This is a genomic window from Bacteroides sp. OM05-12 (assembly GCF_003438995.1).
Lineage (GTDB): Bacteria > Bacteroidota > Bacteroidia > Bacteroidales > Bacteroidaceae > Bacteroides.
Map to the genome: position 1 here is coordinate 129,858 of NZ_QSUN01000002.1, position 16,307 is coordinate 146,164.

12 protein-coding genes are annotated in these 16,307 nt (G+C 44.0%); 3 read left to right on the plus strand and 9 right to left on the minus strand.

Annotated elements, in window-relative coordinates:
- Positions 1 to 4: 4 nt before the first annotated feature.
- The 5 genes from trpD to DXB63_RS02430 all read right to left on the minus strand — a co-directional run bounded on the left by trpD (position 5) and on the right by DXB63_RS02430 (position 5,250).
- Positions 5 to 1,000, minus strand: a complete 996-nt coding sequence (gene trpD / locus DXB63_RS02405; RefSeq protein WP_122124786.1) for an anthranilate phosphoribosyltransferase — start codon at positions 998 to 1,000, stop codon at positions 5 to 7.
- 407 nt (positions 1,001 to 1,407) lie between these two features.
- Complete coding sequence (locus tag DXB63_RS02415) at positions 1,408 to 1,977, minus strand: aminodeoxychorismate/anthranilate synthase component II (RefSeq protein ID WP_122124788.1); 570 nt, start codon at positions 1,975 to 1,977, stop codon at positions 1,408 to 1,410.
- Between the two features lie 6 nt (positions 1,978 to 1,983).
- Positions 1,984 to 3,390, minus strand: a complete 1,407-nt coding sequence (locus tag DXB63_RS02420; protein WP_122124789.1) for an anthranilate synthase component I family protein — start codon at positions 3,388 to 3,390, stop codon at positions 1,984 to 1,986.
- On the minus strand, positions 3,387 to 4,583 hold the full coding sequence (gene trpB, locus DXB63_RS02425) for a tryptophan synthase subunit beta (protein WP_122124790.1): 1,197 nt from the start codon (positions 4,581 to 4,583) through the stop codon (positions 3,387 to 3,389). The genes DXB63_RS02420 and trpB overlap by 4 nt, the downstream gene beginning before the upstream one ends.
- A gap of 382 nt (positions 4,584 to 4,965) precedes the next feature.
- Positions 4,966 to 5,250: a YtxH domain-containing protein gene (locus tag DXB63_RS02430; protein WP_158563616.1), complete on the minus strand. Its 285-nt coding sequence runs from the start codon at positions 5,248 to 5,250 to the stop codon at positions 4,966 to 4,968.
- Positions 5,251 to 5,592: 342 nt separating this feature from the next.
- Here DXB63_RS02430 and DXB63_RS02435 point away from each other — a divergent pair, with 342 nt between their 5' ends.
- Positions 5,593 to 10,158: a carboxypeptidase regulatory-like domain-containing protein gene (locus DXB63_RS02435; protein WP_122124792.1), complete on the plus strand. Its 4,566-nt coding sequence runs from the start codon at positions 5,593 to 5,595 to the stop codon at positions 10,156 to 10,158.
- A 131-nt stretch (positions 10,159 to 10,289) separates the two neighbouring features.
- On the opposite strand, the gene DXB63_RS02440 is transcribed toward DXB63_RS02435, so the two are convergent.
- Positions 10,290 to 12,032: a hypothetical protein gene (locus DXB63_RS02440; RefSeq protein WP_122124793.1), complete on the minus strand. Its 1,743-nt coding sequence runs from the start codon at positions 12,030 to 12,032 to the stop codon at positions 10,290 to 10,292.
- A 154-nt stretch (positions 12,033 to 12,186) separates the two neighbouring features.
- Between DXB63_RS02440 and DXB63_RS18075 the strand changes: the two genes are divergently transcribed.
- Together DXB63_RS18075 and DXB63_RS02445 are read left to right on the plus strand one after the other, a co-directional pair.
- On the plus strand, positions 12,187 to 12,333 hold the full coding sequence (locus DXB63_RS18075) for a hypothetical protein (protein ID WP_199604145.1): 147 nt from the start codon (positions 12,187 to 12,189) through the stop codon (positions 12,331 to 12,333).
- 60 nt (positions 12,334 to 12,393) lie between these two features.
- Positions 12,394 to 12,915, plus strand: a complete 522-nt coding sequence (locus tag DXB63_RS02445) for an HdeD family acid-resistance protein (RefSeq protein WP_122124794.1) — start codon at positions 12,394 to 12,396, stop codon at positions 12,913 to 12,915.
- Here the strand turns inward: DXB63_RS02445 and DXB63_RS02450 are convergent.
- From DXB63_RS02450 to DXB63_RS02460, 3 genes are all read right to left on the minus strand, one after another.
- A complete protein-coding gene (locus DXB63_RS02450) occupies positions 12,899 to 13,636 on the minus strand; it encodes a DUF5131 family protein (protein WP_122124795.1) in 738 nt (245 codons plus the stop codon). The two genes, DXB63_RS02445 and DXB63_RS02450, sit on opposite strands and share 17 nt — an antisense overlap.
- A gap of 58 nt (positions 13,637 to 13,694) precedes the next feature.
- Complete coding sequence (locus DXB63_RS02455) at positions 13,695 to 13,874, minus strand: hypothetical protein (RefSeq protein WP_122124796.1); 180 nt, start codon at positions 13,872 to 13,874, stop codon at positions 13,695 to 13,697.
- Positions 13,875 to 14,054: 180 nt separating this feature from the next.
- The gene (locus tag DXB63_RS02460; RefSeq protein WP_122124797.1) at positions 14,055 to 16,244 is read right to left on the minus strand and encodes a glutamine synthetase III; all 2,190 of its coding nucleotides are present in this window, start codon (positions 16,242 to 16,244) and stop codon (positions 14,055 to 14,057) included.
- Positions 16,245 to 16,307 lie beyond the last annotated feature (63 nt).

Here is a 16,307-nt window from a genome sequence, read left to right on the forward strand (position 1 = left end):
CCGGTTATGCGTTTATTTCCAAGAATCTTTTGAATGTATTGTATGCCTGTCCGCTTTGCAAGGACTCACGGGCAAGGGCGATGCACTCTTCCTGTGTCTTCTGCGGTTCCATCACCTGTATCGCGAATCCGGCGTTGGCTATTACGCAGGCGGTTTGTGCTTCGGTGGCATTACCGGTGAGAACTTGGTCGAATATCTTTGCCGCTTCTTCAGGAGTGTTGCCTCCGTCGAGATCTTTCTCCTTGCAACGGCTGAAACCGAGACTTTCGGGGGTATAGATTTTCTCATTATTGGAGGTGACTACCTTAAAGTCGGAGGTAAGGGAGATTTCATCGTACCCGTCCAGGCTGTGCACGACTGCAAACCCTGTTCGGTTTTCCTGAAAGGTGTAGCTGTACAAGCGCAGTAACGGAAGGTTGTACACGCCGAGCAGCTGATATTTGGGGATAACAGGGTTGACCAGCGGACCGAGCATATTGAAGAACGTACGTACTCCGAGTGCTTTACGGACGGGCGCGACGGCTTTGAGTGCGGGGTTGAACAGGGGGGCATGCAGGTAGGCGATGTGGCATTTGTCCATGCTGAGGCGCAGACGGTCGATGTCCGATGTGAATCTGACGCCGTGTTGCTCCATCACATTGCTTGCCCCGCTCACGGATGTTGCACCGTAGTTACCGTGTTTCACCACGGGATACCCTGCTCCCGCCACAACAAAGCACGCACAGGTAGAGATGTTGAACGTATTCTTGCCGTCGCCTCCGGTTCCTACGATGTCGATCGGCTCGAAGTCCGACAGGTCTACGGGGATGCGCATCTCCAATAGGGCTTCACGAAACCCGATGAGTTCCTCCACCGAAATGCTTCGCATCAGGAATACGGTAATGAGCGATGCTATCTGCGCATCATTGTATTTGCCCGAAGTAATGTTTTGTAATATCTCCCGGGCTTCTTCCCGTCTGAGGTATTGATGCTCGAAGAGCTGGTATAATATCTGTTTCATAAACTACTGTTTTTGTTCTTGTTATTCTCTTTATAATACCCATCTGTGGGAGGGGGATTCACCCACGGGAGGATCACCCATCCACCCACGGGAGGGTCCTATGCCTACCCATGGGTGAGTCCTATGCCACCCCTGCGAGTGAGTCCCATGCTACCCCCACAGGTGAGTCCCATGCTACCCCCATGGGTGAGTCCTATGCTACCCCCATGGGTGAGTCCCATGCTACCCCCATGGGTGAGTCCCATGCTACCCCCACAGGTGGATCCTGCCTGTGAGGTTGTCATAACTATCTCAATTCCCCCGCTTGAGCGGGGGTAGGGGGTGTGTGACTTTTCCAACAGTTTAATAATCAAAGAAAGATCACACACCCCTTAATCCCCGCTCAAGCGGGGAAACTTGAGATAGTTTCATTCCTCCAGCCAGTTCCTGATGATGACTTTCCCCTTGGGAGTAAGTACCGATTCGGGATGGAACTGGATTCCCCTTACCTTATATATATGGTGGCGGAGTGCCATGATGTTGCCTTGTTCGTCTTCCGCCGTCACATCGATACATTCTGGCAGATGCTTGCGGGATACTATCCATGAGTGGTAACGTCCCGCCTCGATACTTTCGGGAAGACCTTTAAATAGCAAGTCTTCCTTGACGATACGGATGGGAGTGGCGATGCCGTGATAAACTTCCGTCAGATTCTCTAATTGCGCACCGAATGTCTGTGCTATCGCCTGATGCCCGAGACAAACGCCGAGAATACTTTTGGTAGGGGCATAACGTTGAATAAGCGGTAGCAATATACCGGCTTCTTCCGGTATGCCGGGACCGGGTGAAAGGAGTATCTTGTCAAACCGTTCCACGTCATCGAGTGAGATGCGGTCGTTGCGATGTACTTCAACGTCGGTCTGTCCCAGTTCTTTCACTACGTGCAAGAGGTTGTAGGTGAAAGAGTCGTAATTATCCAATAATAATATCTTCTTCATAGGTTCTTAATTTTTGAGTGTTGCGGCAATGGTGATGGCTTTCTTCAGTGCGCCCAGCTTATTGTTGACTTCCTGCAATTCACTCTCTGCATTGCTCTTTGCCACAATTCCCGCTCCCGCCTGATAAGACAGCAAGTTGTTTCTGCTTACAAACGTACGTATGGTGATGGCTTGGTTCAGGTTCCCGTTCAGTCCGATAAAGCCGATACATCCTCCGTAGCCGCCCCGGTTATGCTTTTCTATTTCGGAGATGAGCTGCATGGCGCGTACTTTGGGTGCGCCGGACAGTGTGCCTGCCGGGAAGGTGTCGATAAATGTCTGTATCGGATTTCTTCCTTCGGCTATCTTTCCGCTCACGCGGGATACAAGGTGAATGACGTGGCTGTAATATTGTACTTCCTTGTAGAAGTCGATGCGCACACCCTCTGCATTCCGGCTTAAATCATTGCGGGCGAGGTCTACCAGCATCACGTGTTCCGCATTCTCTTTCGGGTCTTTCAACAGAGATTCGGCGAGTTCCCGGTCTTTTACCACATCACCCGTGCGGCGGAACGTTCCGGCAATCGGGTCGATGGTTGCCCGTCCGTCCTCTATCTTGCAATGCGTTTCGGGTGAAGAGCCGAAGATGCGGAAACCACCGAAATCAAAGTAGAAAAGATAGGGGGAAGGGTTGATGGAACGTAATACGCGGTACACTTTGAAGTCGTCTCCCCGGAATGGCTGTACGAATCTGCGGGAAAGAACGATTTGGAAAACATCGCCCCTCATGCAGTGCGCAATGCCTTTGCGTACCATTTCTTTGTACTCTTCATCCGTAACAGGACTGCTTTCTGCTCCTTCGGGGCGGAAGTCGTAGGATGCGAAATTCCGATTGTTGAGGATTGATTCCAGTTCGCAAAGATGATCCTCCTCACCTTCTTGGAGTAATTCTATCAGCGTCAATTCGTTCTTGAAATGGTTGAATACGATAATGTATCGGTAGAGAATGTAGAGCAAGTCCGGCGCATCATTCATATCATCGTGACACTCCATGATGGGCACTTTCTCGAAGTATTTCACGGCATCGAAAGAAGTGTAACCGAACAGCCCGCAGGTATCCGCTTCTGTGCCGGTTATGCGGAAGCACGACAGAAATTTGTTCATGGAATCCGCTACGGTGAAGCTGTCCGTTATCTTTTCCTCCTCCCGTTTCCCATCCGGATACTTCATCTCGCTCATGTAACTGTTTACACCGAAACTTGCCAAAGGTTTCAAGGCGATGTAGGAAAGGCTGTTTTCGTTTCCATGAAAGTCGGAACTCTCCAACAGAACAGATTCCGGAAAGATGTCGCGTACTTTCAAATAGATGCTTACGGGGGTATTCAAATCTCCGAGCACACTTTTGGTTACGGTTGTGAAATTGAATGTATTCATTGTGATATAGTATTTTCTGCGTTGATGTATGTCTCCATATCCTTGTCTCCTCTGCCCGATACCGTGAGCACCACTACATCTTCCGGCTTGAATTTCATCTTACCGAATATCCCCAGTGCGTGTGCGGATTCCAATGCAGGGATAATGCCTTCCATTCTTGTCAGCTCAAAGGCTGCCCGTAACGCTTCATCATCATTGATGGCAAACACCGTAGCGCGTTTCTCCCGGGCAAGATTGGCGTGCAACGGTCCGATTCCCGGATAATCCAGTCCGGCGGAGATAGAGTAAGGCTCTTGTATCTGTCCGTCTTCATCCTGCATAACCAGTGTTTTCGAACCGTGGATAATCCCCATTCTACCCAGTTGGATCGTGGCAGCAGACAGGCCGCTGTCTATACCCTTACCGCCCGCTTCTGCCAAGACAATCTTCACACGTTCGTCATCTATATAGTGGTAGATTGTTCCGGCAGCATTGCTTCCACCACCCACACAGGCTATGAGGTAATCGGGATAGTCTCGTCCTTCCTTTTCTGCCAGCTGTTTCTTGATTTCTTTGCTGATAACGGATTGAAGGCGTGCCACCATGTCGGGGTAAGGATGCGGCCCTACGGTAGAACCGATGATGTAATAAGTATCGGCAGGATGACAACACCAGTCGCGTATGGCTTCGTTAGTGGCGTCTTTTAAGGTCATGTTGCCGGAAGTGACGGGACAAACCGTTGCGCCGAGCATCTGCATCTTCTGTACATTGATGTGCTGCCGCTCCACGTCCGTCTTGCCCATGTAGACGATGCACTGCATATTCATCAGGGCACAGACGGTAGCGGTGGCAACTCCATGCTGACCGGCACCGGTTTCGGCGATAATCCGTGTCTTCCCCATCCGTTTGGCAAGCAAAATCTGTCCGATGGTATTGTTTATCTTATGTGCTCCGGTGTGGTTGAGATCTTCTCTTTTCAGATAAATCTTGCATCCGTATTGTTCGGACAGTCTTCGGGCAAAGTAGAGCGGGGAAGGGCGTCCCACGTAATCTTTCAGTAATTGATCATATTCGCGGAGGAAGTCTTCATCTTCCAATACCGTGAGATAGGTCTTCTTCAGGTTTTCCACGCAACTATGAAGTATCTCGGGGATATATGCTCCGCCAAACTCTCCATAATAGCCTTCTTCGTTCACTTGAAATGTTCTTTTCATAATTTATATTGTTTTTATTATTGTGTACAAAAGAAAAGAGACCTGCCGCAAGTGCGACAGGCCTCTTTTTAATATTTTTGGTTAGTATATATACATGAGGAGCTGCTCCCTTACGACTGTCGGAGTTGTAAAGAGTGCCACCACCAATATGTATTTACCATTATCACCTTCATTGCTTTATGATTTATTTGCGGGCAAATATAAACCTTCTGTTTGATATATGCAATAGAAAACTTACTTTTTTATGCAGTAATAGTGAATTATCCTAATAATCTGCAAGTTGTGTCTATATATAAGGAAAGGTGCAATAGCCTTCTTCCTATTACACCCCCCTCATCCAAAAAGAAAGAATATGCAGCCTTTTCGGGTAACTCCCCTGCTATTATCCCTTATTCAGTTCTTCGGAAAGATTATTCAGTTTCTCTTCCACCCGTCCTTTGGCATAATTATACTTGCCTGTTACTTTGTTGGCAATTGCCTGTCCGGTTGATTGAGCTTTTTCTTTCGCTGAACAGAGAATGTCTTCTGCATCTCCTTCCAGTTCGTGGAATGAGCTGGAAAGATCTTTTCTCATCTTTTGTCCTTTTGCCGATTTGGCGAAACAAGTGACAAGGCTGCCTACTATGGCGCCAATGCCGATACCCAATAATAATTTGCTATTTTCCATAATGCTATAACTTTTAATTTCGTAGAGACAACATTCCCGGAATACGGAAAGTTTCATGTTTTAATATAAATTCAGATAGTTTGAAGATAGATAGAGCGTAATTATGGTGGTAGCTTCTATTGTAATTTCTCTGTATTTGATTATGTCGTTCATTTATAGACTATTATGAAATAAAGTGAATTATAGAATTTGTTTTTGTATACCGTTTGTATCCCCTTTCTATTATTCATTGGCGTCTAATACCTCTATATTTGTGAATCGGTTGGGCAAGGTTTAAAAGAGGTTTCCTTGTGTTGATACCTTAAACGAATCATAAACTTCTTAAACTAAAAACGAATAAACATGAAAAAGCTATTACTTCTTTGGACATTTCTACAGCTATTGGTTGTATATGCCTTTGCTCAGTCGGACGTACGGGGACGAACTGCTTTCGGGGATATTCAGAAACCGGATTTACGGGTAGCCCGAATAATGGACGGACAATTACATTCTTTACAGAAGCAGGCACTTAATTTAAAATCTCCGGCATCATTACCTGAGAATACAAGAGGTTTAGTATCCGGTGAAGGTAAGAAAATCTATGGATACTTGGAGTTTGATGACCAAATAAAGGAGAAGGGTATCATTGAATTATCTTTGGATCATCTTCAGGAGTTTTCATTCCTGTATAAAACTAACGGCTTTACTATTTGTGCCGGAGCTTATGCCAATGATTCTTATTACTATTATGCATATACGACTGTTGAGAGCCATGTTTTGCCTTTAGGCTTCTATAAGATGGATCTGGAAAGTGGCAAATCGGTGATGATTAAGGATTATTCGACAATGAAGGTGCTGTTTGGTGATATGACCTATGATTATGTAACCAATACCATGTGGGCTTATTCCTCTTCGAGTGACGGTTCATCTTTGCATACGGTAGATTTGACCACTGGCGATTGTACGGATGTGGCAACTCTTAAACAGACATTGATTGCCATGGCTGCTGATGTCAACGGTGAATTGTATGGTGTAACTGTTAATGGTGATTTGTGTACAATTAATAAGATAAACGGAGAGATAACAACTGTCGGGGCAACCGGCATTTCTCCCGCCTATCGTCAGAGCATGGAATTTGACCGCAATTCCAATGAACTGTATTGGGCGGCTACTACCACGGCAGAAAAAGGTTTTCTTGCCAAAGTGGATACGAAAACAGGAAAGGCTGCCAATTTGGGAACAATTGGGAATAACTCTCAAATATTGGGCTTATATATTCCTTATACGGCATCTTTAGTGAAAGCTCCTGTTGCGCCGTCCGATTTGAGTATTACTTTGGATGGGTTCAGTAATAAGGTGTCCCTGTCATGGACAAATCCGACGAAAGATGTGGTTGGGAATGAATTGACGGCACTGACTAGTGTTCAAATCTATCGTAACGGAGATTTGATTCATACCATAGCAAACCCTGTTGTAGGTGGAAAGGCCGACTATATAGATATGGATGTACCGATAGGGATGACTACTTATTCTATAACAGCTTCCAATGAGGGTGGAGAGAGCTCTGCCGTTTCCCTTGCCAAATTTGTGGGACGGGATATACCGGCCGCTCCGAAGATGGTGTCTGCCGAAAGGTTGAGTAATAATTCTATCCGCTTGTCATGGAGCGCTCCCGCAATAGGACTTAATGGCGGATGGATCGATGTATCCACATTGACTTATAAGATAACGAGGTATCCTGATAAAGTTGTCATCACGGAATCTACGGATCAAACCGGTATAGATGATAATAATATCAGTGACTATAACAGTTATTATTATAGCATACAGGCATTTAATACTGATGGTGAAGGAGGTAAGGCTACCAGTAACAAAGTAGGAGTAGGTAATCCTTTTACCGTACCTTATTCCTGTACATTTGAAACCGATGCGGACTTTAATAAATGGACGGTTATCGATGCCAATCAAGATAAGGTGACATGGATTCACTATATGAAGACAGCCCAATACAATTACAGTTCAACTAATTCCGGTGATGATTGGCTGATAAGTCCGCCTGTTACTTTGGAAAAAGGGAAGGCTTATAAAGTATCGTTTGATGTGCTGACAGGTGGAATGCCGGAGAAACTGAAAGTGACTTTCGGGAAAGATGATACGGCGGAAGGGCAAGCTGTTGTATTGGATGAAGCTACATATTCCTCTCAAGATGTCATTAGAAAAACAGTCTATTTGCCGGAGAATATTGAGAATGATGCTTATAGGGTAGGTTTGTATGCCTGTTCAGATGCTTATAAGTTCTATATTTCAGTCAGCAATCTGGTTCTTGAGGAAAGCAATGCCGGAAGTATAACCGGTAAGGTAACAGATGCAGACGGCACTTCATTGGCAGGCTGTGTAGTGAGTGTGAAAGAAACGGGAGCTAAAGTGACCACAGATGCAGAGGGAAAGTATCGCCTGCTGAATATAGAAGCGGGAACTTATACCGTAGTATTTACTAAAACAGGATATGTGGTAAAAGAAGAATCTATTTCCGTTCAGGAAAAGGCAGCGACAGAGTTAAATGCTACTCTGGTTTCTTTACCTCGCTATTCTATTACGGGAAAGATAGTGGGAACCAATAACGAACTGCTTGCGGGTGTTTCTGTCTTTTTGGATGGTTATGTTCATCTCGAGGCAGTTACGGATGCAGGAGGAGTATTTACCATTACCGGTGTTTATCAGGCGAACTCGTATACACTCAGTATAAAAGAGAAGCTCTATTATTATTATTCGCAGTTATTTGATCTTGCAGGTAATAAGGATTTAGGTACTGTAGTATTAACGGAAAGAGAACTTCCGCCGTATGGACTGACGGTAAATAAAGAGAATGACAGTCCGGTTATTTCTTGGAAAGTACCGGCAGACTTGACCGATTTTATTTATGATGATGGTACTTCGGGTGAGAGTTCGTTTGGATTTGATTATGGAAATGAAGCAAGTGTCTTTGGTAATGTATATCGTGTACCTATGCTTTTTAATAATGTAAGTTGGTATCTGACAGACGAAAAGGCCATTAATGACAAGGTTAATATCTATATATTCGATTTGGATGAAAAAGGAAATCCTACCAATCATATTATTTATTCGGAAAGAGGAGTCCCGACGCAAGTCTCCCAATGGTCTACCTACAATTTTAAAGAAGAAGTTTATGCACCTAACGGTTGTTTGGTAGCGTTCAGTGTGGACGAAGGTAATTTGTCTTTGGGCGTAGATGGTGGAACCAACCCGTTTGCAGAGCATTTGATGTGCTACAATGATGACTTCACGGCAAATGGGTTTGTTTATTTGGAATCATGGGATACTTATAATAGCAATTTAATGATTCGGGTAAATAGTTTTCCGTTAGGTAAAGTAGATGAACCTGTAACGGCGGATATCGACCGACCGGTCTATAAGGTATGGAGATTACTGAGTGGCAAAGAGAAAGAAGAACCATCATGGACATTGCTTACCACCGAACCGCAAACGGGAATGGAACTGGCAGATACAAAATGGAAAGATATTCCGCAGGGCATCTATCGTTATGCAGTTAAGACTGTATCATCAAAGGGCGTTAGCTCCGTACCGGCTTTCTCTGACGTACTTTATAAGGATATGTTTACTACTGTGACTGTAAATGTTCATACAAATACCACAGGGAAAAGTTCGGAAGGTGCTATCGTTACCTTATATAACGACGAACATGTTTATACAGATACGATCGGTAAGGAGGAAAAGATCAAGTTCAGTGAAATGTGGAAAGGTATATATAGTGTGAAAGTAGTATTGCCGGGATACACAGCATTAATAAAGAACGAAGTTGATTTTAGTAAAGAAGCCGCTTATTCAACAGAAGCCTACACTTTACAGGAGATTATAGAGAAACCGTTCAATATCTTTGCAGAGAATACTGAGGTGGAAGGTGAATGTTTGTTGACATGGGATAGAGGGCTGTTCGACAATTTTGAGACACACCCTGACTTCACGATCAATTCTCCGGGAGTAATCGGGTGGAGCTATATCGATGCAGACCAGTCTGAAACTTGGGGCTCGGCAATGTATGAGTTTCCCGGAATGGAGCAAGAAATGGCTTATATCATTATGAACGCTACCGAAACGGCTCCCGGTGATACGGCTGCATATAGCGGCAATAAGTATCTGGCAAGTTTTGCTGCGCAATCCGGTTATAGTGATGATTGGATTATATCTCCGGAACTGAAGTCGGATAAAGATTTCACAATATCTTTTTATGCGCGGTCTTATGAAAGTGCGATGGGATTGGAGATATTCCGTATAGGCTATTCCATGACAGGAAAAGAGATTGATGATTTCAGTTGGATAGAAAACAGTAAGCAGGATGTTCCTGTGGTGTGGACACATTATGAATTTAATGTTCCGGCAGAGGCTAAGTATGTGACGATAAACAGTATTTCCATGAATACCTATCTTTTAATGATCGACGATGTATTCATCGATGCAGAGAGAAGTGTTCCTCAAAAAGAATACTATTCTTATGATGTATACTTGAATGATAAATTGGTGAAACATAATACGACCGATCATTCATTCTTATTGCAAGGGTTGGTCAAAGGCGAGAATAAAGCTTCCGTTCGTAGAGTCTATTCGTCGGGAGAGTCAGGGCCGGCTGAGTTGAGTTTTGTTTCGACAGGTCCGGATGGTATCCGTGATGTACAAAGCGGCATTGATGTTTATCCTAATCCGGCAACTGATTGTTTCTATGTCAAAGGTGAATATACGGGTGTCCGGGTAATCGACAAAATGGGTAGGGTAGTCATAGATCGGGATAACTCGGATAATTGCATTCGCGTTACTTCTTTACCTTCGGATTTCTATTTTGTGCAGATTACCGCAGAGAAAGGGGTAACCATCCGTAAGATCTTTGTGAAGTAGTGTAAATAAGCATACGGTCGATTGATTGCAAACGATAGGAGTTTGCAGACAATCGACCGTATCTTTGTCTTCAACCGACCGTATGTTCGTATTCGATCGTCCCGTTGATTATTTCTTCTCCTTTATAAATATCAGGTGAGCCGTAAGAAATCTTCTAAAGAATCCTTTTGTGGTAACAGAAACTTCTTTCGTATCCGGTAACGTGAAATCTTGATGCTGTCCGGTAGAACGGAAAGCATTTGGGCAATCTGTTTGTTGCTCATCCCGATGCGTATGTAAGCACAGAGACGGAGGTCATTTTCTGTCAATGAGGGGTATTGTTTTTTCAGATTAACGAAGAATTCCGGATATACGGATTCAAAGTGTAATTTGAAGTATTGCCATTCATCGTCTATTTGTAGATGACTTTTGATTTGTTTCTTTAGTTCGGTAGATTTCTGGCGGGGCAATTCTCCATCACTGCCTAATGCATCGATTTGTTGCAGCAGGTTTCTTAATACTTGATTTTTCTCCTGCATGAGCATAATGTTGGAAGTCAATTCTCTGTTTTTGGAGTCTATCTCGAGGTGATAGCGGTCATTCTTCAGCTTTTCATTTTCCAAGCGGACATTCAAGTCTTTTACTTCAATCTCTTTCAGTTGCTTTTTCATTACCTCTTTTTTGCGCATATACCAGAATATGCCGCAGACAAGGAGAGAGAAACAGCCTGTTGCAGTAAGAATCCATATATGTGCTTTGCGTTGAAGTTTGGCTTTTACCTCCATCTGTATTAAGTCGTTTTCATATTTTTCAATGGCGGCACGTCCCTCTATACGGGTGATCTCAGACAGATTGTTTATTCCCGATAACGAATCATTGTAATGCTGGTAAAGCGAAGAGTAATGATAGGCACTGTCCCAACGTTGTACACTGGCAAAGGTGTTGGTTAGTCCGGCGAGGGCATGGAGTTGTATTTCGCAGTTGTCTGTTCCTTTTGAGAAATTCCATACGTGACGGTAAAGTAGCTGTGCACTGTCTGTTTTTGATTGGTTATAGAGTGACGTCGCTTTATTGATGGATGTTTGGGCCAAGAGAAGTTTACTGCCGAAAGTCAGTGCTAATTTATAAGCTCTATCCGTGTAATATTGTGCATCTTTTGTGTTTGTTTCATAGAAACCTAATGACATCAACACATTGATATAGAACGAAGTGTCACGTTGTGCTTCCGGTTCTTCTAGCAGTAATTTGAGGGTATTGACCGCTTCTTCTTTGCGTTCCATGCAGCAAAGAATGTTACATATATTCAGTCGGTTCTTCATCTGTAAATCGGTTTGTTTCAGTGTCTCGAAACAGGAATCTGCTTTTTCCAGATATTCCAAAGCCTTATCCAAATCATTCAAGTTACTCATTACAACTCCCAAATCCACCCAAGCATGTGCCAACATAAGCGTATCCGCTATTTCTTTAAAGTAGGCTTCTTCCTTTTTGGCCTGTATATATGCCGGAAGCCAGTCGCCTTTGTATATCAGCAGCTTGGTTTGTTGGTGCTGAATACGGAACTTGTCATATTCATATCGCTTATCGTCGACAAGCGTTGCCGCCTTTTTGAGCAAACACATGGCGGAGTCCGTATTTGTGTTAATGCGGGCATCCCAGTACATAGCTCTCGCCTGTAGAATATTGAGCTCTTTGTGATGCTCTGCCAACTGATACATTTTACGGATGACGTGACTGAATTTATCCTTGTCGGCGTTGTCTAAGTTCTGCTCCAGGCTTACGGTAAGCGTATCGAAAGCGGGCAACACCTCTTTCCAATATGATGGATGGGTGGTAGTACCTTTCAGGCTGAATGGCAGCAATATATATAATCCGATATATAGGTAGATGGTCTTCATAGAGTTCTTTCGTAAAGAATAGGAGGGTAAAGATATAATATTTATTATTTACCGGAATAAAAATAGCGATTATTTTTCTGCATCTCTTTACTCTTCTCCGGGAACAATCTTTTCCCCATATTTGTTATTAGGGAGTAAAATAAAATGAAACATTATGAATAGAAGGAAATTTTGGATCGCTTTCGGAGCAATCATCTTATGTATACTTTTGTTGTGGTGGCTGTATGTAGCTATTCTGGTAGATGAGGATGTGAATGAAGAACAGGCATGTGTGACTACCGGGCAAGTCTTTATCGCTTAAATCCTTTTCATATGTCAGAGATATATCGTATATTCGTTCCGATTATAAAAAATGAGAAATATGAAAGCTATTAATTACTTTATGCTCCGAAGCGTTTTTGCTTTAGTTCTGGGCTTACTATTGGTATTATGGCCTGAAGAGGCTATCAATTATTTAGTGATTACAGTAGGAGTGTTGTTCTTTGTTCCCGGTTTGATTTCGCTTATCAGCTACTTTGCCCGTGGGAAAAAAGACGAAGAAGATTACCGTATATTCCCGATAGCCGGAGTGGGCAGTATTTTATTCGGTCTGTGGTTGATGATCATGCCGGCATTCTTTGTTAATATATTAATGTATATATTGGGCTTTATATTGGTGCTGGGAGGTATTCAGCAGATTGCTTCGCTGGTATCCGCAAGAAAGTGGACGTATGTTCCGATGGGCTTTTACATTGTTCCGGTATTGATTCTTGTTGCGGGACTTATCGTATTGGTTAACCCTTTCAATGCACTTTCTGCGGCATTCATCATGCTGGGTATCAGTTCTATTGTCTATGGATTGTCCGAACTGTTTAACGGCTTCAGGTTCAAACGTCGTAATTAATCCCGGCTTTTCGGGCTTGGACGTGTTGGTATTGCCTGCTGATGTTATATACTTTACCGTCTTTTAATAGTCGGGCTCCGGTTTGTTTGAACCAAAAGGATGATATGCCTGCCTCTACGGCTTGCCGTCTGATGTCCAATACCCAGTCATAATCGCAGATGCGGGCTTCTTTGCCGGATTCGCCTCCGGCTACGATTTGTTCTACCCACATTCCGAGATGGGGAGAGAAGTCGACTTTACTCAGCAACGGTTCGCAGATGATGATTTTATGTTTGATGGGAGCTGCCTTGTAGATGGGTAAACGATAATCCACTTCTTTCTGGTTCTCCATTGTGCAGCAAATGGTCACGTTGTCATAACCGTCTTTCCAATCATCAGGCAGGCATTGTTGCAAGCGGTCGATTCGTTTGGTGATGAAAAGAAAATGCAAGTCACTACGGATGCGCATCATTTCCCATGCTTCCGGACGCCATTCGTCTGCATCTTCCACAAGAAAATCGGATGTAAAACAGGTATAGACAAGATTGCCGGAAGGTATTTTGTATTCATCGGTTCGTTTCTTCCGTTGAAGCGGCAGGTCGAATTTTCCCGTCTTCTCTACAATGGAGCTGTCCCGTCCGCGCTTGCTGTCGCCCCGGTAGACATAGCAATGCCGGCAACCTTCGCTCAGTTTGTGGCAACCATGCCATGGATTCCATATAGAAGCACTTTTCTTTTCCATTCATCTTGTTTGTCGACAAAGATAATGGAAAAGAAAAAGGTTGCAAAGAAATATGGTTTTAATTGAATACGGTAGTAACGGTATCGGGTTGTGCCGGTATTTCCAGATCTTCAATCACTTCTTCACCTTGCTGATCGACGGCGTTGTCTATTTTTTTAGTGAAGAATATCCAATATCCTAATAACAAGATGGCTACGATGACGGCGACGATAGTCCAAATTCTACTTTTATCTTTCATAACTTCTTTCTTTTTTATTGGTTAGTAAGCAATAAGAACGAATGAGGCGGCTATTTGTTCGTACTCATAATCATTTTTTATTCATGCCCGCTTGGATGAAAAATAAAGAGGAAATACTTCACAGTATCTCCTCTTCCAAACTTAAAACAACCAACAAAAGAAATAGATAATCAAAATTATCTATCTTATGAAAAGTAATTCTCTGTATTTAGGCAGTGTCCACATTTGGTTATCTACGATAAGTTCGAGCTTATCAATGTGGTAGCGTATTTCTTCGAGCATCGGAGCAATCGTGTCATGGTAAGCGATGGCTTTTTCGCGTTCACTCTCTATCTTGTTGGCTACCTTGCGGGCTTCTACCATTGCGTCTACGTGCTCTTTGATGAAGATGGTGTGGTCTGCTATTTCTTCAATCAGTTCAAGATTCTTGGCAGACATCTTCGTTGCCTTGTCGGCAGGGAACAAGTCTTTCATCTTGTACACGTTGTCAATCAGCTTAGACTGATATTCTGTTGCAACCGGCACGATGTGGTTCATTGCCAAATCACCCAGTACGCGGGCTTCAATCTGTATCTTTTTGGTGTAAGTCTCCCATTTCACTTCGTTGCGGGCTTCCAATTCTTTCTTTGTCAGTACACCTGTTGATTCGAACATGGCGATACTTTCCGGTTTCAGATAGTTGTCGAAGATAATCGGACAGCTTGTCTCACAGTCCAGTCCGCGACGTTGTGCTTCTTCTTTCCATTCGTCACTGTAACCGTTACCGTCAAAACGGATTGCCTTACACTCCTTGATATACTTACGGATGATTTCGAGGATAGCGGAAATCTTAGGCTCGCCTTTGTCGATTAAAGCATCCACTTCTTTCTTGAATTTGGTGAGCTGGTCGGCTACGGCGGCATTGAGTGCAACCATTGCACTTGCGCAGTTTGCTTCCGAACCGACGGCACGGAACTCAAAGCGGTTTCCGGTGAAGGCAAACGGGCTTGTACGGTTACGGTCGGTATTGTCGATCAATAACTCCGGTATTTGAGGTATATCCATCTTTAAGCCCTGTTTGCCGCTGAGGCTGATAAGATCGTCTTTGGTACTTTCTTCCAGATGGTCGAGCACTTGAGTCAGCTGTTTGCCGAGGAAAGAAGAGATGATAGCGGGCGGTGCTTCGTTGGCTCCCAAACGATGGGCGTTGGTGGCAGACATGATGCTTGCTTTCAATAACCCGTTATGGTGGTAAACAGCCATCAGGGTGTTTACAACGAAAGTGATAAAGCGCAAGTTGTCTTCGGAAGTCTTGCCCGGTCCCATCAATAATATGCCTGTATCCGTACCGAGTGACCAGTTGTTATGTTTTCCGGAACCGTTGACTCCTTTAAAAGGTTTTTCGTGCAGTAATACGCGGAAGCCGTGGTGACGGGCTATCTTACGCATCAGTGCCATGATAAGCAGGTTGTGGTCGTTGGCAAGGTTACACTCCTCAAAGATAGGGGCAAGTTCGAATTGGTTGGGTGCAACCTCGTTGTGACGGGTCTTTACCGGGATGCCCAGTTTCAGAGCTTCTATTTCCAATTCTTTCATGAAAGCCGTCACACGTGTAGGTATAGCTCCGAAGTAATGGTCTTCCAATTGTTGATTCTTGGAAGATTCATGTCCCATTAAGGTACGTCCGGTGAGCAATAAGTCGGGACGTGCGGCATATAAACCTTCATCCACCAGAAAATATTCTTGTTCCCATCCCAAGTAAGAATATACTTTCTTTACTTCCGGGTTGAAATAACGGCAAACCTCTACGGCTGCTTTGTCTACGGCGCGGAGTGCTTTCAGCAGCGGAGCTTTATAGTCGAGTGATTCTCCCGTGTAAGCGATGAAGATAGTCGGTATACAAAGCGTGTCGCCTACGATGAATGCAGGTGATGAGGGGTCCCATGCAGAATATCCTCGGGCTTCGAATGTGTTGCGGATACCGCCGTTCGGAAAACTGGATGCATCCGGTTCTTGCTGGATAAGGAGCTTACCGGAGAAAGATTCCATCATACCGCCTTTACCGTTATGCTCTACGAAGGCGTCATGCTTTTCGGCAGTTCCTTCCGTCAACGGGTGAAACCAGTGCGTGTAGTGTGTAGCTCCCATTTCAATCGCCCATTTCTTCATCCCGGCTGCCACTTCGTCGGCAATCTCACGGGAAAGAGGAGCGCCATTGTCCATCGCATCCGTCAGCTTCTTGTAAACCTCGTTGGAAAGATACTTGAACATCTTGTCTTTGTTGAACACATACATACCGAAATACTCCGAAGGTCTCTCTTTAGGAGAGGAAACCTCTACAGCTTTTTTCTTGAACGCTGTTTCGACTACTCTAAATCTAAGTTTCGACATACTACCTAATTTTGATTTGTTGTTAATATATTCATCTATATTTCTTTTTCTTTTGTTGCCGGA

What these genes read in the sequence shown, in the direction of transcription:
- DXB63_RS02455 (WP_122124796.1), bottom strand. Translation starts at nt 13,874, where the DNA reads ATGAAAGATAAAAGTAGAATTTGGACTATCGTCGCCGTCATCGTAGCC.
- DXB63_RS02430 (WP_158563616.1), bottom strand. Translation starts at nt 5,250, where the DNA reads ATGGAAAATAGCAAATTATTATTGGGTATCGGCATTGGCGCCATAGTA.
- DXB63_RS02435 (WP_122124792.1), top strand. Translation starts at nt 5,593, where the DNA reads ATGAAAAAGCTATTACTTCTTTGGACATTTCTACAGCTATTGGTTGTA.
- DXB63_RS02440 (WP_122124793.1), bottom strand. Translation starts at nt 12,032, where the DNA reads ATGAAGACCATCTACCTATATATCGGATTATATATATTGCTGCCATTC.
- trpB (WP_122124790.1), bottom strand. Translation starts at nt 4,583, where the DNA reads ATGAAAAGAACATTTCAAGTGAACGAAGAAGGCTATTATGGAGAGTTT.
- DXB63_RS02415 (WP_122124788.1), bottom strand. Translation starts at nt 1,977, where the DNA reads ATGAAGAAGATATTATTATTGGATAATTACGACTCTTTCACCTACAAC.
- DXB63_RS02420 (WP_122124789.1), bottom strand. Translation starts at nt 3,390, where the DNA reads ATGAATACATTCAATTTCACAACCGTAACCAAAAGTGTGCTCGGAGAT.
- DXB63_RS02450 (WP_122124795.1), bottom strand. Translation starts at nt 13,636, where the DNA reads ATGGAAAAGAAAAGTGCTTCTATATGGAATCCATGGCATGGTTGCCAC.
- DXB63_RS02460 (WP_122124797.1), bottom strand. Translation starts at nt 16,244, where the DNA reads ATGTCGAAACTTAGATTTAGAGTAGTCGAAACAGCGTTCAAGAAAAAA.
- trpD (WP_122124786.1), bottom strand. Translation starts at nt 1,000, where the DNA reads ATGAAACAGATATTATACCAGCTCTTCGAGCATCAATACCTCAGACGG.
- DXB63_RS18075 (WP_199604145.1), top strand. Translation starts at nt 12,187, where the DNA reads ATGAATAGAAGGAAATTTTGGATCGCTTTCGGAGCAATCATCTTATGT.
- DXB63_RS02445 (WP_122124794.1), top strand. Translation starts at nt 12,394, where the DNA reads ATGAAAGCTATTAATTACTTTATGCTCCGAAGCGTTTTTGCTTTAGTT.